This is a genomic window from Natronococcus pandeyae (assembly GCF_008122205.1).
Taxonomy (GTDB): domain Archaea; phylum Halobacteriota; class Halobacteria; order Halobacteriales; family Natrialbaceae; genus Natronococcus; species Natronococcus pandeyae.
The window spans coordinates 122,182-141,836 of the sequence record NZ_PHNJ01000009.1; the positions used below are offsets into that span (position 1 = coordinate 122,182).

The 19,655-nt window shown below is 64.8% G+C and carries 16 protein-coding genes and 1 tRNA gene; 8 read left to right on the forward strand and 9 right to left on the reverse strand.

Annotation, left to right across the window (positions count from 1 at the left end):
- Positions 1-45: 45 nt before the first annotated feature.
- Positions 46-120, reverse strand: a tRNA-Glu gene (locus tag CV102_RS16370).
- 309 nt (positions 121-429) lie between these two features.
- On the opposite strand from CV102_RS16370, the gene CV102_RS16375 reads away from it, so the two are divergent.
- The 5 genes from CV102_RS16375 (at position 430) to CV102_RS16395 (ending at position 5,572) form a co-directional block, all read left to right on the forward strand.
- The gene (locus tag CV102_RS16375; protein WP_148859087.1) at positions 430-1,167 is read left to right on the forward strand and encodes a fumarylacetoacetate hydrolase family protein; all 738 of its coding nucleotides are present in this window, start codon (positions 430-432) and stop codon (positions 1,165-1,167) included.
- Between the two features lie 129 nt (positions 1,168-1,296).
- Positions 1,297-1,998 carry an MBL fold metallo-hydrolase gene (locus CV102_RS16380; RefSeq protein ID WP_148859088.1) on the forward strand — a complete coding sequence of 234 codons (702 nt, stop codon included), beginning with the start codon at positions 1,297-1,299 and terminating at the stop codon, positions 1,996-1,998.
- A gap of 185 nt (positions 1,999-2,183) precedes the next feature.
- Positions 2,184-3,536, forward strand: a complete 1,353-nt coding sequence (locus CV102_RS16385; protein ID WP_148859089.1) for an Nramp family divalent metal transporter — start codon at positions 2,184-2,186, stop codon at positions 3,534-3,536.
- A gap of 84 nt (positions 3,537-3,620) precedes the next feature.
- Entirely contained in the window at positions 3,621-4,547 is a 927-nt protein-coding gene (locus CV102_RS16390; protein ID WP_148859090.1) for a zinc ribbon domain-containing protein, read from the forward strand.
- Positions 4,548-4,648: 101 nt separating this feature from the next.
- A complete protein-coding gene (locus CV102_RS16395) occupies positions 4,649-5,572 on the forward strand; it encodes a phosphatase PAP2 family protein (protein ID WP_148859091.1) in 924 nt (307 codons plus the stop codon).
- 32 nt (positions 5,573-5,604) lie between these two features.
- On the opposite strand, the gene CV102_RS16400 is transcribed toward CV102_RS16395, so the two are convergent.
- Genes CV102_RS16400 through CV102_RS16410 form a run of 3 tightly spaced genes read right to left on the reverse strand, consistent with a single transcriptional unit; the run spans position 5,605 to position 10,253 of the window.
- Positions 5,605-6,696, reverse strand: a complete 1,092-nt coding sequence (locus CV102_RS16400) for a DNA topoisomerase IV subunit A (protein ID WP_148859092.1) — start codon at positions 6,694-6,696, stop codon at positions 5,605-5,607.
- Positions 6,693-9,146: a DNA topoisomerase VI subunit B gene (locus CV102_RS16405; RefSeq protein WP_148859093.1), complete on the reverse strand. Its 2,454-nt coding sequence runs from the start codon at positions 9,144-9,146 to the stop codon at positions 6,693-6,695. Before CV102_RS16405 ends, CV102_RS16400 begins: the two co-directional genes overlap by 4 nt.
- A gap of 57 nt (positions 9,147-9,203) precedes the next feature.
- Positions 9,204-10,253, reverse strand: a complete 1,050-nt coding sequence (locus CV102_RS16410; RefSeq protein WP_148859164.1) for a potassium channel family protein — start codon at positions 10,251-10,253, stop codon at positions 9,204-9,206.
- A gap of 132 nt (positions 10,254-10,385) precedes the next feature.
- Between CV102_RS16410 and CV102_RS16415 the strand changes: the two genes are divergently transcribed.
- Together CV102_RS16415 and CV102_RS16420 are read left to right on the forward strand one after the other, a co-directional pair.
- Positions 10,386-11,147 carry a helix-turn-helix domain-containing protein gene (locus CV102_RS16415; protein WP_148859094.1) on the forward strand — a complete coding sequence of 254 codons (762 nt, stop codon included), beginning with the start codon at positions 10,386-10,388 and terminating at the stop codon, positions 11,145-11,147.
- Between the two features lie 84 nt (positions 11,148-11,231).
- Positions 11,232-12,725: an amidohydrolase family protein gene (locus tag CV102_RS16420; RefSeq protein WP_148859095.1), complete on the forward strand. Its 1,494-nt coding sequence runs from the start codon at positions 11,232-11,234 to the stop codon at positions 12,723-12,725.
- A 51-nt stretch (positions 12,726-12,776) separates the two neighbouring features.
- On the opposite strand, the gene CV102_RS16425 is transcribed toward CV102_RS16420, so the two are convergent.
- The 5 genes from CV102_RS16425 to CV102_RS16445 all read right to left on the reverse strand — a co-directional run bounded on the left by CV102_RS16425 (position 12,777) and on the right by CV102_RS16445 (position 17,357).
- Positions 12,777-14,024, reverse strand: coding sequence for a hypothetical protein (locus CV102_RS16425; protein ID WP_148859096.1), 1,248 nt, complete (start codon positions 14,022-14,024; stop codon positions 12,777-12,779).
- 109 nt (positions 14,025-14,133) lie between these two features.
- On the reverse strand, positions 14,134-14,643 hold the full coding sequence (locus CV102_RS16430) for an SPW repeat protein (RefSeq protein ID WP_148859097.1): 510 nt from the start codon (positions 14,641-14,643) through the stop codon (positions 14,134-14,136).
- Between the two features lie 83 nt (positions 14,644-14,726).
- Entirely contained in the window at positions 14,727-15,152 is a 426-nt protein-coding gene (locus tag CV102_RS16435; RefSeq protein ID WP_148859098.1) for a universal stress protein, read from the reverse strand.
- Between the two features lie 108 nt (positions 15,153-15,260).
- Complete coding sequence (locus tag CV102_RS16440; RefSeq protein WP_148859099.1) at positions 15,261-16,040, reverse strand: sulfite exporter TauE/SafE family protein; 780 nt, start codon at positions 16,038-16,040, stop codon at positions 15,261-15,263.
- 78 nt (positions 16,041-16,118) lie between these two features.
- Positions 16,119-17,357, reverse strand: coding sequence for an NRAMP family divalent metal transporter (locus CV102_RS16445; RefSeq protein WP_148859100.1), 1,239 nt, complete (start codon positions 17,355-17,357; stop codon positions 16,119-16,121).
- Positions 17,358-17,698: 341 nt separating this feature from the next.
- Here CV102_RS16445 and gyrB point away from each other — a divergent pair, with 341 nt between their 5' ends.
- A complete protein-coding gene (gyrB, locus tag CV102_RS16450; protein ID WP_148859101.1) occupies positions 17,699-19,630 on the forward strand; it encodes a DNA topoisomerase (ATP-hydrolyzing) subunit B in 1,932 nt (643 codons plus the stop codon).
- Positions 19,631-19,655: the final 25 nt, after the last annotated feature.

The window sequence follows — 19,655 nt, forward strand, 5'->3', positions numbered from 1 at the left end:
AAATCCAGGTTACATTCTTCGCTCACGGAATTGTTCGCAAAGAAGTGCTCCGTCTGGGATTTGAACCCAGGTCATCGGCTCGAAAGGCCGAAATGATTGGCCGGACTACACCAACGGAGCTGAACGCATTCACTGCTTGCCGAGGGCTAGTAAAAAGCGTTCCGTTCCGAGGCGGCAGTGGTACACTCTGACGCACTAACTCATCACATCACGGACACGCTTCTCGGAATCGGTATTCTCGAGAGCGAATCCACGATGGTCCATCGAACGCCGACGACTCCCCCTCGAGCCAGAACAGTCTGTAATGAAGCGTTATGCTGCGATTCGCCTCGCCGGGAGCGCGTGAAAGGTGGGATTCCTACGCCGAACGTCCGTGCGAGTCCAGCCGACACCTCAATCCTTTTGATCCCGCGATACGAGCCATCGGGCATGAAATACGTTCGATTCCGCGACCCCGCAGGCGCCGTCCGTCGCGGCGAGTTCGAGAGCGGTCACGTTCACTTCGCGAACGAGAGTTACGCGCTCGAGGACGAGAAGATCGACGTCCTCCCGCCCTGCGAGCCCTCGAAGATCGTCTGCATCGGGCGCAACTACGCGGCCCACGCCGACGAGATGGACTCGGAGGTTCCGGACCGGCCGCTGCTCTTCCTGAAGCCGCCGAACGCGCTCGCGGCCCACGGCGACACCGTCACGGCGCCCGCCGGCAAGGAGCGCATCGACTACGAGGCCGAACTCGGCGTCGTCATCGGCGAGCAGTGCCGACACGTCCCCGAGTCGGAGGCGATGGACGTCGTCGAGGGCTACACCTGCGTGAACGACATCTCGAACCGGGACGACCAGCGCCAGGAGCAGAACTGGGTCCGCGGGAAGGCCTTCGACGGGGCCGCGCCGATGGGACCCGTGCTCGCGACGCCGGACGAGGTTCCCGACGACGCAGCCGTTCGGTCGCGCGTCAACGGCGAGACGAAGCAAGACGGCTCGCTCGACCAGCTCATCTTCTCGATCCCGGAGCTGATCGCCGAAATTACGACCTACCTCACGCTCGAGCCCGGCGACGTGATCGCGACCGGGACGCCGGAGGGGGTCGGCCCGCTCGAGGACGGCGACGACGTCGAGATCGAAGTCGAGGGCGTCGGGACGCTCGAGCACTCGATCAGACGCCCCTGAGACGGCCTGCTCGAAGTCAGTTCCGGCGCGACCGCGAGCCGTCCTGCGGTCGTGCCAGGAAATCGTTACAGCAGCCCGTCTGAACGAACACCGCCAACGCTTTTCGCGTCCCTGCACCAATCATCGCGTATGACCGTTCGATACGGTGCGATCGACGTCGACTGGCTCGGCTACGCGACCGTCCGCCTCGAGGGCGAGACGGGTGCGGTCGTCTACATGGACCCCGGCCGATACGGGGTTCTCGACGACTACGACGCCCGCGACGGCGATCTGGTCCTGGTGAGTCACGACGATCACTACGATCCGGAGGGTATCCGGCGGGTTGCCCACGAGGACGCGATCGTCGTCATCCACGAGGCGATCGACGCCAACGAGATCGACCGCGTCGACGAACAGCCCGAAGACCTCCCCTACGAGGTCGAACGCGTCGGTGCCGACGAGTCGTTCGTGCTCGGCCCGCTCGACCTGTACACGACGCCGGCGTACAACGAACCCGGCGGCCCGTACACTGACGAGGACGGGACGCCCTACCACCACGAGGGCGAAGGCTGTGGGTTTGGCGTCACGATCGACGGCGTCACCGCGTTCTGGCCCGGCGACACCGACGTCCTCCCGGTCCACGAGGAGCTGGCGGTCGACGTCTTCCTGCCGCCCATCGGCGGCGCGTTCACGATGGATCGCCACGACGTGGCGGCGCTCGCCGAGACGATGGATCCCGGATTCGTGTTGCCGATTCACTACGACACGTTCGAGGCGCTCGAGACCGACGCGGAGGCGTTCGTCGTCGACGTCGCCACGCGGGGCGTGCCGGTCGTTCTGGACGACAACTAACGTTTCTCGAGATACGTTTTTTCGCTGACCGAATTCCGACGATTTCCGCGAGTATATACGTTTTCTCGCGTATTTTTTGACAATGACCGTGATACACATTCGACATCATACACGTATCGGCCGGATCGAAGTGCCGATCGACGAGCCGGCGGCCGGTGACATCTCTCGCTCCGCAGGCGTGTGAGATGGCGGGAAAGACCGCCCTCGAGGAGGAGTCGTCCGCGGAGCAACTCACGTATCCGGCCGCGGACTGGCGCGGCTTCTTCCGCGAGCACTTCGGACCGTCGATGCTCTGGGCGCTCATCGGCATCGGCGTCAGTCACATCGTGCTCGCCCCGACGCTGGGCGCGACGTTCGGGCTGTTCGCCATCTGGGTATTCGGGTTGATCTACCTCGCGAAGTACGGCGCCTGGGAGCTCGGAATCAGATACAATTACGGCACGGGCAAGAACCCGGTCCAGGGCTACCGCAATCTTCCCGGGCCGAAAAACTGGGCTCTGTGGCTGTCGGTACTGGTCTTTACCGGGATGTACACCGCGATCACGGCGGCCGCCGGGATGAGCACGGCCGCGCTCGTCGCTGCGCTCACCGGCCTCGAGACGTCGATCGCGTTCGTTCTGCTCATCGGATTCGCCGGCGCGCTCGTGATGTTCTCCCGATACAGTCTGCTCGAGAAGGTGCTGATCGGCTTTACGGCCGCGCTCGGCGTACTGTTGCTCCTCGGCGTCGTCGTCGGCCCGCCGGAACCGGGGACGGCGACCGCGATGGCGTTTACTGTTCCGGATCTCACGGGGCCGGTGTTCGTCGGTCTGTTCGCCGCGGCGGCCGGTTTCGCCCCGTCCGGGTTCAGCACCACGGTTCTCGTCGGTAGCTGGAGTACGGCCAAGGGCGACGGCGCGAGCGAGCTCCGCGAGAAAGGACTGGATCCGCGGGACCCGGCCTACCACGACTACATCCGGGCGTGGATCGCGACCGGGCGCCGCGACTTCAACATCGGTTACGCGTTCAGTTTCGCGCTGATCACCGCCATGGTGGTCCTCGCGTCGAACGTGCTCTATCCGAATCCGCCGGAAGACGCTAACTTCGCGCTCGTGATCGGCGACATCCTGGGTGACTCGTTCGGCGAGTGGTCCTTCTACGCGATGCTGCTCGGCGGCTTCGCCGCGCTGTACTCGACCGTGATCACGCTGCTCGACGGCGCGTCGCGCGCGACCGCCGACATCCTGCCGACGGCACTCGAGAACGAGGAGATGGACAGCGAGCCGATCCGAAAGGCCGTCGTGGTCGGGGTCGTCCTCGTGAGCAGCGTTACGGTCCTCTCGCTCGGGAACGTCCCGGTGACGCTCGTGTTGTTCGTCGCCGCGATTCTCGCGGTGACGGAGATTTTCTTCTATCCCGCCAACTGGTACATCGTCGAGAACGAGCTTCCCGAGCCGTTTCGGCCGTCGCGGCGGTGGCACGCTTATTACGTGGTCAGTCTCGTCCTCGTCTCCATCTTCGGCTTGATGGGTGCGGCGGTCCGTCTCGGGTTTCTCTGACCGTCCCGGTTTTCGGTGTCTCTCGACGAGTTGGCGTTCCGATAGCTCCAAAACGTTAGTGTCGCTGCTGACCTGGGCTCGAGTATGAGCGGGGACCGTCGCCGAGGACGAGAGCGCGGCCGGGGTAGGCTATACTGCTCGCACTGCGGCGAATCGCTCGAGCCGTCGATGAACTACTGTCCGTCCTGCGGTCGTCCGAGCGCCGATTCGTCGAGTTCCGGAACGATCGACACCGACGGCTCGAGTACCGGTACCGACGCGACGAGAAACCGGCCGGCGCTCGAGCGCCGCGTCGCGGCTGCGATGGCGGACGGCTGGGAACTCGAACACGACTTCGGCGACCACGTCGTCATGGTCCGGCGGACGGTCGGCGGCGTCAACGACCACCTCGTCGTCGCCGCGCTGACGATCTGGTGGACGATGGGCCTCGGCAACGCGCTGTACGGACTCTACCGGTACGTCGGCGACGCCGAGCGAATGGTGTTGCGGGCCGATCAGTCCAGCGACGAAGCGGACCCGTCCGGATCGCGGTGGGACGCGGCGAGTCGACTCGGCGCCGCGGGCTGTCTGGCGACGGCGTTCGCCCTGGTGGGCTTGGCGGTCGTCTACGCGAGCGCCGCGGTCGCGCCGATCATCGTTGCGCTCGCGGTCGGACTCGCCACCGTCGGGCTCGGGCTCCTGCCGACGGTTCGCCGACGACTCGGCCGGCGCCGATCCGTAACGACGAACGGGTACGCCCGATCGGTCGACGAGCGAACGGTCGTCGACTACAACCGGCCGTGTGCGGCCTGTTCCGAGCCCGTCGGGCGCGGCCTCGAGCGGACCTACCGGAAAGGGTTCTACCTGCTCGGAATCCCGGTGACGATCTCCGAGGGACACAACTACTACTGCCGACGGTGTGCGAACGCCGAGGCGACGCGCCCAACGGCAGCGAGGACGAGCGGTTCGTCGGAATCGGTCGACGAGGATTCGATTCCGACGAATCGAGACGTCGAATCCAGCCACCGCTAACGCTTTCGCAGCTCCAGCGTCGCACGACCGTCCCTCGCTCGAGAGCGTCGTGAAGTCCTCCCGACGCGGCCTCTTTCTCTCTCGACGACGAACGAATCGATATGGACACCGGGACGCTCGAGAACATCTTCTTCGACGAGGCGACGAACGAGGCGGTCCGCGCATCGTTCCCCGAGCCTGCGATCCGGTTCTTCGAACTGGTCACACACCTCGGGGACGGGGCGACGCTGCTCCTCGTCGTCGCTCTCGTGTACTGGTTCGGTTCGCCGACGAAACAGCGAACGCGCGGGCTCGTCCTGGCGATCGCACTCGTCGCGCTGGCGGTCTCGGCCGGACTCAAAGGGAGCATCGACGCCGCTCGGCCGGAGGTCGCGTTCACCCACGCGACGTACAGCCCGTACAGTTTCCCGAGCGGTCACGCGCTCGGTTCTGCGGCGGTGTACAGTGCGGTCGCGGTCTACGGACGGCTCGGTACTCGAGGGCTGCGGTACGCAGTCGCCGGGGCGATCATCGTGCTCGTCGCGCTCTCCCGAATCGTTATCGGAGCTCACTTCCTCGGCGACGCCCTCGCGGGCGTCGTCCTCGGCCTCGGAATCGTCACCGCTATCTATTACCTCGATCCCGATCCCGAACCCCTGTTCCTCCTCGCCGGTGCGATCGCGATCGTCTCTTTCGCGTTCGGCTCGACCCACTACACGACGCTGACGACTGGCGCCGCGATCGGCGCGACCCTCGCCTGGCAGTACGCCGGTCGCCGTCAGTGGGCCCCCAGTGGAGCGTCGTTGCTCGTCCTCGGTCTCTGCTGTCTTCCGGCGCTGGTGGCACTGCGGCTGGTGACCGCGGGCTTGGACCTCCACTGGATCGTCGACGTGCTCGGCTACGCGGTGATTGTCGGGTTCTTCGTGCTGGTGCCGGCCGTCGGGGAGCGGCTCAACGATCGGCCGGCTGTCGTTCGACTGCAGTCACGGCTCCCGTTCGACGGCCGAACCGTCGATTCCGACCAGTTGTCGGGCTCTCGAGAGTGACATCGAAGAACAGATTCGACCTCGCGAACCGTCTAAATGACGTTCATCTCACTGAGACGCTCCGGAAGATACGTATCCGTCACGAAGTCCAGTCCTCGGGCTGCCAGTGACTGCTGTTCGGACTTCTTCTCGATCTCGAGTTGCAGTTCGATCTGTTCCTCCCAGTAGTCGGTCTGGAAGCGCGGGTCCTCGAGTTCGCTCTCCAAAGCGTTGATGTCCGAGTCCGAGAGCGGGTCGGTCGGCAGGTCGTACTCGACGATGTCGGCCGGCTGGATCCCGATATACTGTGCTTCGGGCGTCGCGAGGTACTCCGAGAGGTGGGCCGACTTGATCGAGCCGTAGGCGATCGAGCCGTAGATCCGGTACGACCACGGGTCACCGTCGGCGAAGACCGTCACCGGCAGATCGAGTTCGTCGTGGAGTCGTTTGGTGATCCGTCGGGTCGCCCGTGCGGGCTGTCCCTTGAGGTGGACGATCAGGGCATTGTACTCCTCGTCGAAGCCGTTTTCGACGAGCCGGTCGCGCATCCCACCGGTCTCCACGGCGAGGATGAAGTCGGCGTCGTTGTCGAGGAACTCGATCGTGTCCGGATTGTTCGGGATCTGGTAGCCACCTTCGCCGACGTCCTTCTGACAGTGGATCTCGCGCTCGCCGCGGCGAGTCTGCTCGCGGAGGTGGAGCGGCCCCATGATCGTCGCCCCCGACTCCTCCGGACGCATGTGGAAGTCCTCGCGGGTGACCTCGGAGACGATCTCCAGGTCCTCGATCAACCCGTTGGACTCGTCCTGGTCGTTGAACTGGGCTTCCTCGTTGTCCCAGCTCTCGGAGAGGTAGTAGAGTTCACGCAGCGTCGACGAGCGGTCTTCCTCGAGCTGATTCGCCAGGAACTCGATCGTGTAGACGGCCTTCAGGAGCTTTCTGGCGCCGCGGACGGAGTTCGCCGAGCGCGTCGACTCCCGGTCGCCGTACACCCAGACGTCCATCTCCTCGTCGTACTCGATGTTGTTCTTCGTCCGCGTCGGCACGGACATGTGGGGGATCTCGCCCAGTTCGAACTGGTCGTAGAACTGTGCTGCGAGATCGAGCAGCTGTTCTTTCGCCTGCTGGTCGTTTTCTGCACTCATTGGTCTGTTACGGTGAGTTTCTCGCTTTCGACGCCCTTTACGTCGAGATCGAACGACGCGTCGTCGTCGACCTCGTACTCGAGGACGGCCTCGCCCTCGCTCGAGATCTCGGGTTCCCACTTGACGAACCACTCGCCGTCCATCTCGACGGCGGTCGCACCGTCCGAGAGGTTGCGTGGCTCGGAGGTCACGATATCGGTGACCTCGAGGGATTCGTTCGTACTCGAGTGGTTCTCGACGACGAGCGAGACGCCCTGGCCGTCGCCGTTCGCCTCCGTGTGGCGCTCGACGAGCACGTTGTTCATGATGCGGGCGATCGCGTCGTCGATGTCGGGTTCGTCCCGGCCCGTGACTTCGGCGACCTTCTCGGCCATCTCCGGGAGAATCGTCCCGAGGACGTTCTGTTTCTTTCGGCGCTTCTCCATCGAGCGGCGCTTGTTGAGGTAGCTTTTCAGTTCGCGTGCGGCCTCACGGATCGCGAGTTCGATCTCGTCTTCGATCTCGGGAACGTTGGCGACGGCGTCCTTGGACTCGCTCGTGAAGGGGACGTTCGTCGAGGCGACGTGGACCATGATCACGGCGGGGCCGTTCGGCAGGCCGGAGCCGCCGGGTTGATCGAGCCCGTAGTTGCGCCAGCCGATCGACTTGACCACGTCGGTCGTGGCACACGCGCCGCGCTGGTAGACGAGCGGCACGCGGTTGGCGAAGCGGAGCACGTCGGCCCCACCCTCGGCCGGAATCTCGCCGCCGTAGGCGATGCCCGCCTCGACGATGAACGGATCGCCGGAGTGAACCTCCGCGTCGCGGGTCGCCGCGGCGTAGAAGTCCGCGTCGAACTCCTTCTCGAGGCCGGCCTGGATGAGCTCGTCGGTGATCGGGGAGAGACACCGGGTCGGCGGTGCCATGATGTCGGTCGCGCGCATTCCGTCGACGAGGTCGCTGGTCGCGTCGCGGTCACCCTCGAGTTCCCGGACGAGCGGCGGATCGTCGGGAACGGTCAGCATGACGTTCCAGATGGCTTCCGTCACGTTCTCGCGGGCGGTATCGCCGAAGGAGACGTCGTCGTACTCCTCGGTGAGGTCCGCGGCCCGGTCGACGTGCTCGCGGAGTTGCCGTCGGGTGAGTCGGTGCCGATCGTCCTCTTCGTCCTCGAACTTTGCCGCGAGCCGGCCGGCGAAGGCGTGGATCACCTCGTCGTCCTTCCGAGTGCTCGTCGCCGCGTCCGCGAGTTCGTAACAGTCGGTTACGAGTCGCGACTCCTCGACTACGTCCTCGTCCGGCTCGGCCGTATCCTCGGGTGCATCGATCAGCGCGCGCCAGACGGCGTCGACGGCGTGTTCCTGGACCGTCTCGCCGAACGCGGTCCCGTGCTCGTCTTCGGTGCGATCGGCGGCCGTCTCGACGATGTCGACCAGTTCGTGGTGAGCGATCCGGTCGTGATCGTCGACGGCCGCCGCGATAGCGTCGGCGAAGGCGGCCGTCGCCTCGGCGCCCTTGTTCGCGGTCGCATCCGAGACGAGCGTCTCCAGATCGATCGCTTCGTGACTCGCGGGCGGCTGCCAACGCATCTCCCGCCCGTAGTGGCGGTCACGGAAGGCGTCGATGACCGAGTCGGCTGTCTTCTTTCCGACGCGGGTAAACTCCTCCTGCAGGAAGCCGGAGATGGTCTGGGAGTCCGTTGCCGCCAGCATCTTGATTACCGTCCCGAGTTCGACCCCGTGGGGGTGGGGGCGAATCTCCTCGGTCTCCTCCGGAAGCTGGTCCGTCGCCCGCTCGAACTTGAAGTGGGCGTTCGGCTCGCGGAGTTCGAGTCGCGCGTGGGGGTTGACGACCGCCGTGTGTTTGATATAGTCGTGAAGCTGCTGGCGGGCGCGCATGTTCCCCTCCATCTCGAGTTCGATGCGGGTCCCGTGCGGGCGGTCCCAGGAGGTGGTCTCCTCGACGCTGATCTCGGGCTCGTTCTCGTCGGTGTCGATGATGAGTTCGAAGTACTCAGCCTCGCTCGAACCCTGGGTGCGACTGGTGATCTTTGCGGGTTTGCCGCTGGTCAGCTGGGAGTAGAGGACGGCCGCAGAGATGCCGATCCCCTGCTGTCCGCGGGACTGTTCGCGGGCGTGGAAGCGAGAACCGTAGAGAAGTTTCCCGAAGACCTTCGGGAGCGATTCCTTCGTCAGTCCGGGACCGTTGTCCTCGACGATCAGCTTGTAGTAGTCGCCCGACTCCTGGATCTCGACGTAGATGTCCGGGAGGATGCCAGCCTCCTCGGCGGCGTCCAGGGCGTTGTCGACGGCCTCCTTGACGGCCGTCACGAGGCCTCGAGCGCCGCTGTCGAAGCCGAGCATGTGCTTGTTCTTCTCGAAGAACTCGGCGATGGAGATCGCTTGCTGGCTCTCTGCCAGCTCCTCGGCGATCCCCGACTCGTCACCGAGTGTCGACTGGAACGACGTCATCGTCTCCTCATACTAACGGCGGGGGTAAAAGGTGTACGCTACCGCGGTGAAAGTAAACTACCGCGGGTCGTTCTCCTTGTCAGCGTCCTCCGGTCTCGGAACGGACTCCCGACCCTCGATCGATGGCCAGCGCCAGGCGTCGGCGCGAACGACCCCCAGGAGGTTCTTCCGGCGGTGTGTCAGCTCCTCGAGTGCGTCCTCGAACTCCTCGTCGTCGACGGTCGGAATCTCCTCCTCGCGGAGCCGGTCGAGATCCGGCGGCGGCGGCACCTCGTCGGACGGTTCGATGAACGCGGTTTCGAGCGTGTCGAGGTAGCTGTCCGTGCTCGACCTGGCGTTCTCGACCAGCGCGGGATTGAGCTGGGCGTCTTCCTCGACGCCGTAGCGAAAGAGCGTCAGGGCTTCGTCGAAGATCGGGACCGCCATCGCCGAGGCGCGCTTGCCGCGTTCGCTGTGATAGTAGTGGAGGATCGGATAGGCCTTGTGCTGGTCGGCGAGGTGGGAGAGATCCGAGGCGAGCGATTCCACGGGCAGGTCGAGGCCGCGAAACTCCTCCTCGGTCCAGCCGGCCCGGACGAACGCTTCGCTTCGCTCGCCGAGGCCGGTGACGCTGTTCGCGAACGCTCGCTTGTCCGAGACGGCGCCGAGAACCGTGAGCACGTAGGACACCCCCAGCGTGACGAACGCCATTCCGGTGGCGGTGGTAAAGGAACTCGCGATCTCCCAGCCGCTTGTCGTGGGCGTGTAATCGCCGTTTCCGTTCGTGAACATCGTGTAGGCGACGTAGTAGAACCGGCCCGACCAGTCGGCAGCTTCCCCGGTGTGCGTGCTGATGAGGGCCGTCTCGTCGCCGGCGAAGAGGAAGGTCCAGCCGACCCAGAGCAGCGCGATCCACATCGCGAGCGTGAGCGCGAGGATGACCGGACCGGCGGTGCTCAGCACTTTCGGGTGATCGTCGCTCGAGAACCGGAGCCCCTGCCAGATTGCCGTCGTCAATCGGCCAGAGAGCGGGCCGGAGCCGCCGTCGACCCAGAGCGTCGTCCAGATGATGTCGACGACGACGGCGATCAGTACGACGATCCCGATCGCGAAGTACAGCGGTTGCATTTTCTCGTGGTACACGTCCCAGCCCCGTCAACGACAGCCCGGTTACTGCACGTGCTTTTCAGTCAGTCCGCGAATCGGCCGTCGGCGAACCGTGACGGCACGTTCATGTCACTGTCCGCCAACTCGTTTCGTATGCGCGAGTTTGCGTTCACGGTCGTCTACGAGCGCGGGGCGGACCACCTGATGGACGTCTTCATCGACCACCCGCAACTGTACGCGCAGACGATCTCCTGTCACGCGACCGAAGACACCATGTGGCGGGTGGACGAGGTAACCGGTCCCCGGGAGGCGCTCGAGGCCTACGACGACTGCCTCGACGGGATCGACCGCTGCTCGAGCGTTCGAGGAATGGGCGGCTGCGCCATCGACTGGACGTACGACGTGCTCGCGGACCGACCGACGAGCCGGCTCATCTACTCGCGCCAGTCTGAAGGAGACGGCTGCCGGTCGATCCCCTACCTCGCGGCGAAACACCTTGGCGACGGCGTGCTGTGCCGGGCCGAACAGCACGAACGCGAGTACCGGTGGCGGCTCCTCGCAGAGGACGACACGGCGATGGGTGCGATCTACGACGAACTCGACGCGAACCTTCGAGACGGGCTCGAGTTGACGTTCGAACGCGTCAGCCGCCCGATCGAGTGGGGTGGCGAGCGCGTCACTGGCTCCGATCTGCCCTACGAACAGCGCGAGGCCCTCGAACTCGCCGTCGAGTACGGCTACTACGACGCGCCACGACGGCGGTCGCTCCAGGAAATTGCCGACGCGGAAGGCATCCCGACGTCGACCCTCCAGTACCGACTGACCCGGGCCGAAGCGTGGCTCGCCAGAAGTTTCCTCTCGAACACGAAGAGAACACCGACGACGGGACCGGTGCCGACCGCGGACGACGACTAGCGAGCGCGGTTCCGTGCGCCGGTTGGTATATTCCAAAGCAACGCACACCTGGAAGCGACCGCTACCTCGAGCCGGAGATCAACTATGCAAACCAACGACAGCGGCACGGAATCCGGCGTATCGAGGCGAAGCTACCTGGGAGCCGGCGGCACGGCCCTGGCGTCGCTCTCGTTCGCGTCCACCGGCGGGGCAACCGAGAGTTCGGCGACCGACGGCGACGAGGGCGGCGAGGGCGAAACACCCGACCGCAAACTGATCCGGAACGGGACGGTCGTCACCGTCGACCCGGACCTCGGCGTCTGCCGCGACGCCGACGTGCTCGTCGAGAACGGACGGATCGAGCGCATCGACCGCGACATCGACGTCTCTGGCCTGGAAACGATCGACGCGAGCGACGCGATAGTGCTGCCGGGGTTCGTCAACGCGCACCTGCACACCTGGCAGGCGGGCGTTCGCGGGATCGCCGGGGACTGGTCGTTCCTCGAGTACCTCGACACGATGCTCGGTGAGATCAGCAGTCACTACACCCCCGACGACGCCTACGTCGGCAACCTGTTCGGCGCGCTCGAGCAGTTGAACGCCGGGACGACGACCATCCTCGACTGGTTCCACATCGCGAACTCGCCGGGTCACACGAACCGGGCGATCGACGGCCTCGAGGACGCCGGCATCCGGGCCGTGTTCGCCCACGGCCAACCGGGTGACGACAGCGAGACGTGGTGGGAAGAGAGCACGGAACCCCACCCCGACGATATCCGGCGGCTCCACGACGAGCGGTTCCCCGCGAACGACGGCCTTCTCACCCTCGCGATGGGGATCCGCGGCCCCGACTACTCGACCGACGAGGTCGTGGCTCACGACATCGAACTGGCCCGCGAACTCGACGTTCCCGCGTCGATGCACATCGGCTCGCTCGGCCCGGGCGGCGTCGAGACGCTCGAGGAACTCGGCCTCATGGGCGACGACCTCAACTTCGTCCACGGGAACCGACTCACCGACGAGGAGTTCGAACTCATCGGCGATGCGGGGGCATCGGTGTCGATAACTCCGGAGGTGGAGATGCAGATGGGAATGGGGATGCCGCCGCTTCGGGAGACCCTGGACGCGGGCGGCGTTCCGTCGATCGGCGTCGACATCGTCTCGAACGTCAGCGGTGACATGTTCACCCAGACTCGCACGGCGCTGCAGGTCCAGCGCGCGCTCGATAACCAGCCGACCGTCGAGGCGGGCGAACAGGTCGGCGAACTGTCGCTCACCGCGCGGCAGGCCCTCGAGTTCGCGACGATCGAGGGCGCTCGAGCCCTCGGCCTCGAGGACGAGATCGGCTCCCTGACCCCGGGGAAGCGGGCCGACATCACGCTGATCCGGACGGACGACGTCAACACGACGCCGGTCCACAACCCGATCGAAACGATCGTCTTCCAGTCGGGCGTCGCGAACGTCGACACGGTGCTCGTCAACGGTCGGATCGTCAAGCGAAACGGTAAGCTGTACAACGAACCCGCACGACAGCAGCGGGATCGACTCGTCCGCTCCGGACGGCGGATTCTAGAGGAAAGCGGGCTGGGAGACGACTAAATCTCTGCGAGAATCGACGAGGACCACGGTGGAGACGGCACCGGAAAAGTGCTATCGGTCTTCGTCGACGACCTCGGCCAGCACGTTCGCGATTTCTCGGTTCGTTTCCGGGCTGTAGTGGCCGCCCTCGCCGCGCTCGACGTACAGCGACTCGACGCCGTCGTCGGGATCGAGGTGGCGGGCCATGTCGATCGTCTCGAGATCGTCGTACCGGTCGTCGAGTCGGTCCATCAGGTCGCCGTAGATGGGGCCGTGTTCGGACTCGTACTTCGCGTACCGGAGCTGCTGGACCATCACGAACACCGGCGTGAACTCCTGCTCGTCGCCGTAGTCGACGAACTCGGAGATCAGGGCGTCGAACAGGGTCTCGTGGGTGTCGAACAGCCGCTCGTGGTACCGCACCCGGGGCTGTTCCATCCGCAGCGCCGACTGGGTCTGCGCTTCGTCGAAGTCGATTCCGGGAATCGGTTTGCCGGTTCGTTTCTCGAACTCGATGCCGGCCTCGTACAGCGCGTACCGGATCTTCTCGGCGTCGTCGAGGAAGTCGGACGCGTACGGGAACGTTGCGTGGTGTGGTTTGAACCAGTGGTCGTAGTGGAAGTCGTGCGTGCGAAGGAAGTCGGCCTTCGACTCGAGGTCGAGCAGGTCCTCCTTTTCGTCGACCGGGCTCTCGATGCGCTCGAGCGCGCCGTTTTCCATCGTGTACCGCGGTTTGACCGCGAGGATGTTGCCGAACTCCTGGTAGTGTTTCCACACCGAAAGGATGCGCGCGATCGAGGAGGCGGTGACGACCATGAAGACGTAATCGGTCTGGTCCTCCGGGTACTTGCGCTCGAGACGCATGAGCGCCTGATCGAGGCCGTAGTTGCCGCCGCCGTAGTTGCCGACGTGCGTGTCGAGTTCCTGGGCGAGGTAGTGCTGGAAGGTCTCGTCGTTGTCGACCTCCCGGCAGAAGCAGTAGGAGTCGCCGTACGTCGAGACCGTCACGTCGGCGTTCGCGTCCCGGTCTTTCGCCGGACAGACGCGGCTGGCGTACTCGTCGGTCGAGTACGTGACGACGCTTCGGACCTCCTCACCGGGGAGGTGGTCGCCGGTATCCTTCTGTTTCTCTCGATTCGGCTGGGGACACCAGCCCAGTTCGGGGTCGTAACTGCTGAACTTGTCGAGTAGTTCGCGGTCGATCTCCGGGAACTCCTCCGTCGCGACCGACGGGATCCGTTTGAGAGAGGTGTAGGAGGCGACCTCGAGAACGATCACGACGGCGAGAACGCCGACGACGAGAGCCACGAACGGTAGCATTCGGATCGTACTAGCGGAACGCGGGTGGAAGTGAATTGGGCCGGCAATATCTACTTTCTGGATGGTTGAAACGATAATTGCGGGCCGGCGGATCGACGACGCCGCCCGATCACTGTCCGGTCCGGTCGTACGTCGCCGTCGCTCGAGCGTCGGCCGCCTTGCGTCGGTTCCAGATCACGACGGCGCTGTAAGTGCCGAACCCAAACGCGAGGAGGCCGACGACGAGTTCGCTCGTGGCGGTGGCGATCCCCGGCTCGACGCCGAACAGGAAGGGGGATGCGAGGAGCCAGAGTCCGAGAAGGGCAGCGAACATCGCGACGCCGGCGCTGCCGAACTCCTCGTTCGCCCGCCGGTAGAAGTTGTACGCGCCGACGGCGAGCAGGGCGGCACCGACGAGAACGGCGTTCCAGAACCGGTCCGGCGTGGGGTCGAGCCAGACGCTCTGGGCGACGAGCCAGAGCCCGAGCAGGGCGATGGCTCCCGAGACCCATCGCCCCCGTCTATCCGGATTCGGATCGGGCTCGATCCGGTCGCGAGTGGTCACGTCGCGGCCCTCGCCGCGCTTGTCGTGTTTCGCGTCCGGATCGTGTTCGCTCGCGTCGCGCTTGTCTTCGTTCATCGTTCCCTCGTCTCGGTACCGAGTTGTACGCGACTCGAGAAGAGTCTGGTGCGCGCCTGTTCATGGAGCGGACGGCGTCGGCGTCACCGGACGACGGTGACGGGCGCCGCGGAGTGTCTGACGACGACCTCCGCGACGCTGCCGAGCAGGATCCGCGTCACCCCCGACCGGCCGCGACTGCCCATGACGACGTGGTCGACCGACTCGCTCTCGGTGCAGTCGACGATCTCCTGGGCGGGTGAACCGACCCGCGTCAGCGACTCGAGGTCGACGCCGGCGTCGTCGGCGATCCGCTCCGCCGCGGTTAGCTCCTCGTTGGCCTCCTGTACCATCACTCGCAACTCGTCGTTGGTCTCCGGTGAGGCGGTGTTCGGGATGAACGGCACGGCGGAGGTGTCGACGACAGTCAGCGCGAGGAACTCGCCGTCGGGAAACAGTTCGATCGCGTACTCGAGGGCCCCCCGGGCGGCGTCGGAGCCGTCGAACGGGACGAGGATGCGCCGTGTCATAGCCGATCGTAACGGTCCAGGACTCCTTCAGTCTGGTACCTGACCGGTGGCTCGAGCCACCCGATCCGGTCGTTGACTCGCCCGCTGTAGCGACGCCAGGGACCCGGTTCACAGCGCGAGGTACGGGCCGACGCCCAGGAGGACGACCCCGAGCGCGACTTTCAGTCGCGCGGGATCGACGACGTGTGCGACCTTCCAGCCGACGATCACACCGAGCAGCAACGGCGCGCCGACGACGACCGCGACCGGGAGCAGGACGTTCCCCTGGAGAGCGTAGCCGGCCGTCGCGAACGTCGCGATGAAGATCGACTGCACCTGGGCGACCGCGACGGCGAGCAACATCGGGACCCCCACGAGCACGAGCGCCGGAACTGCAAGAACGGGGCCGCCGATCCCCAGCAGGCCGCTGCAGACGCCGAGGACGAATCCGAGCCCGGCGAGCGAGAGCTGTCCGGATCGCGTCAGCGCCTCGAGGTCGACGAGCGGCGTGAACCCGCGTCGCTCCCGGTAGAGGATGATTCCGCCGACGGCCATCGAGACGCCGCCGAGAAGCGCACCGAAGATCGCACGCGGGACGTACGTGTTCAGGTGTGCGCCGGCGAGTGCGCCGACGATACTCGAGAGGCTGAGGACGATCGCGATCGCGCGACCCTCGCCCGTTCGCATCTCCCCGGAGTAGAGGTACGCGACGCTGCCGACGAGCCCCGTGACGATGAACGTCGCGTGGGCCGTTCCGGCAACCTGGCTCGAGGGTAACGTCGTGAGCGAGTAGAGCGCGATCGTCACGAAGATGCCGCCGGGTCCGATCGTCGTGATCCCGACGCCGGAAAAGAAGGCGATACAGACGAGTAACAGCGCGAGCGAGGGCTCGAACGGAATATCCAGCATCTGATTCGATACTCGTGTTATCCGAACGTGCGTCCCGGAACTCCTAACGCTGTTGTTTGCCGCTCGAGAGCGGTTCGGCTACACGAGTTCGACGATCGAGTGTCCGAGCGACTGTCCCGTCACGATCGACGTGAGGAACATCAGGACGACAGCCGTGAGGAAGATCGCCCGTTCCGCGAGGCTCGGATCGAAGTAGCGATTGACGGCCGCGTACAGCGCGAGCGCGGTGATCGGAAGCCCGATGACGCCGTTGACTGCGGGCATCAAGAGCGCGAGTCTAACCGGCGTGAAGTCGGTGAACGCGAGGATCGGAATCGCGAGGGCGGCGGAGAGGCCGATCAGGAAGTGGACGGTTCGCCGGAAGTGGAGGTCGCCGAACTGTGTCGAGATCCCGTACGATTGCGGAACCATGAACCCGGCGGCGAACAGCGTTCCGGTCGCGCTGGTGAACGAGGCTGCGCCCACCGCGAGGACGAACACGCCCAGCACCCACGGGCCGATCAAGTCGACGAGCGGCTCGGCCGGTGCCGTGAATGTGAGCTCCGCTTCGGGGACCGCCATCGCCGCGGCGACGATTACGGTCACACTGAGTGCGATCACCGCGGTGAGACCGACGGTGTGATCGCGACGGTAGCGGGAGACGATATCCCAGTCCTTCTCGCCGTTCATGCTCGTCTGGATGAAGAAGTTGGGGTAGTAGACCGTCGTCCCGAGCAGGGCGATGATCATCGTCATGTATTCGATCTCCTGAACGATACCGGGGAGGAATCCGGTCGCCACCGCGCCGGCCGACGGCTCCAGGTTTGCGACGATGACGAGATACGAGGCGAAAATCGCGAGCACGAGCGCGGCGATGACGCCCTCGATTCGACTGTACACCCGGAGTTCGACGAGCGAGATCCCGAGCGCCGCGGAGAGGATGATCCCGATGTAGAGATTCGTCAGCGGCGTGAGATAGACGAGCGCGGCACCGGCGAGCGCGTAGTTCGCGACGCTCCAGAACTGCATGATGAACGCGATACCGATCGCGAACGGCTTCGCCGCCGTCGATCCGATGACGTCTCTGATATAGTTCATCAGCGGTAAATCCGCCGCCGCCAGACGAGCGGACATCTCGTGCATGGCGAGTCCGACGCCGAGTCCGAGGGGCAACACCCAGAGCAGGCCAAACCCGAACAGAACGCCCGCCTCGGTCAAAATATAGACGGATCCCGCTCCGAAGATGTTCGCCGCGAACAGGAGGCCGAGCCCGTACTGATGGACCATTCCTTTCGCTTTGTGAAACGAGACGTCAGCGACAGAACTGGTTTCTTGCATGGATAGGGATACTCCGAAACCGCGCCAGGGTCGGATCGCTCGACCCGAGTCCGCTTCCGGACCCGAGCGCTATCCGACATCGGGAGCGACCGACCAGCGAACGGTCGTTGTAGGCTGTTGTGGCGGATCTGTCGGAACGAACGGTGCGGACCTGTTTGAGAGGCGAGCTTGAGATGGCATATGTCACCGAGAAAATCAGATCGGAAACGAGAGTTACGTGGTCGAGAACGAATTCTCTCCAGACACGCTTGTTCGGGGACCTTGCTCTGGCTTTCGGTTTCGCTCGCGCGCGTACGCGAAGTTTTATAAATGGTCAAGCGCTACCCGAAAGCAGGTTTCTCATGTCCCAGGAAAGCGAGTACGGCGCCGGACAGATCCAGGTCCTGGAGGGCCTGGAAGCTGTACGAAAACGCCCAGCGATGTATGTCGGTTCTACCGATACTCGGGGGCTCCATCACCTCGTCTACGAAGTGGTGGACAACTCGATCGACGAGGCCCTCGCCGGTCACTGTGACGACATCACCGTCGCCATCAACGCCGATGGCTCGGTGACTGTCGCAGACGACGGCCGTGGAATCCCCGTCGATACCCACGAGGAGTACGATCGACCCGCACTCGAGGTGATTCTTACCGTCCTCCACGCCGGCGGCAAGTTCGACAACAAGTCCTACCAGGTCTCCGGTGGGCTCCACGGTGTCGGCGTGAGCGTCGTGAACGCACTCTCACAGCGACTCGAGGCCGAGGTCAAGCGCGACGGTGGCGTCTTCCACCACGAGTTCGAAGCGGGCGAACCCGTCGGCGACATGGAGCGGGTTCGCGATATGGAGCCGGACGAAGAGACCGGGACGGAGATCCAGTTCTGGCCGGACGACGGCATCTTCGAGGATCTCGGCTTCTCGTTCTCGACGCTCTCGAACCGGCTTCGCGAACTGGCCTTCCTCAACTCGGGGGTTCGTATCACCCTCCGCGACGAGCGCCAGGAGACCGAAGACGGCACGTACGTCGAGGAGACCTACGAGTACGAAGGCGGCATCCGCGAGTTCGTCGAGTATCTCAACGAGACGCGCTCGGTGATGCACGACGATATCATCTACTTCGAGGACGAGGACCAGAACATCCAGGTCGAGGTGGCGATGCAGGCCACCGAAGACCTGCAGGGCTCGATCCACGCCTTCGCGAACAACATCAACACGCGCGAGGGCGGGACGCACCTCACCGGGTTCAAGACCGCCCTGACCCGGGTCGTCAACGATTACGCCAACGAGCACGACCTGCTCGGTGACATCGACGAGAACCTCAAGGGAGAGGACATCCGCGAGGGGCTCACCGCGGTGATCTCGGTCAAACACCCCGACCCGCAGTTCGAGGGCCAGACGAAGACCAAGCTCGGGAACTCCGAAGTTCGAGGGATCGTCGAGAGCGCGATGCACGAGCGTCTCGGCACCTACTTCGAGGAACAGCCGGATACGGCCCAGGCGATTGTAATGAAAGCCGTCGAGGCCGCCAAGGCCCGCAAGGCCGCCCAGAAGGCAGAAGAGCTCACGCGTCGGAAGTCGGCGCTCGACTCCACCTCGCTGCCGGGCAAACTCGCGGACTGCCAGACGAAAGATCCCGACGAGGCCGAACTGTTCATCGCGGAGGGTGACTCCGCAGGTGGCAGCGCGAAACAGGCCCGGAATCCGGAGTTCCAGGCGGTGCTTCCGATCAAGGGGAAGATCCTGAACGTCGAGAAACACCGACTCGATCGCATCCTCGAGAACGACGAGATCCGGAGCATGATCACCGGGATCGGCGCGGGGATCGGCGACGAGTTCGACATCGACGACGTCCGGTACAAGAAGATCATCATGGCGACCGACGCCGACGTCGACGGGGCCCACATTCGGACCCTCATGCTGACGTTCTTCTACCGACACATGCGGCCGCTGCTCGAGGGCGGCTACGTCTACGCGACCCAGCCCCCGCTGTACCGTATCCGCTACCGCGGCGAGACGTACGACGCGATGACCGACGCGGAACGCGACCGGATCGTCGAGGAGAAGTGCGACGGCAATCCCACCCAGGTTCAGCGGTTCAAGGGACTGGGCGAGATGAACCCCGAACAGCTCTGGGAGACGACGATGAATCCGGACAACCGCATTCTCAAGCAGATCACCGTCGAGGACGCGGCCGCGGCGGACAAGATGTTCTCCGTGCTGATGGGCGACGCCGTCGAACCGCGCAAGCAGTTCATCAAGGAGAACGCGCCGGAAGCCGAGTGGATCGACATATAGGGGAGCGAATGCAGACGATTACGCA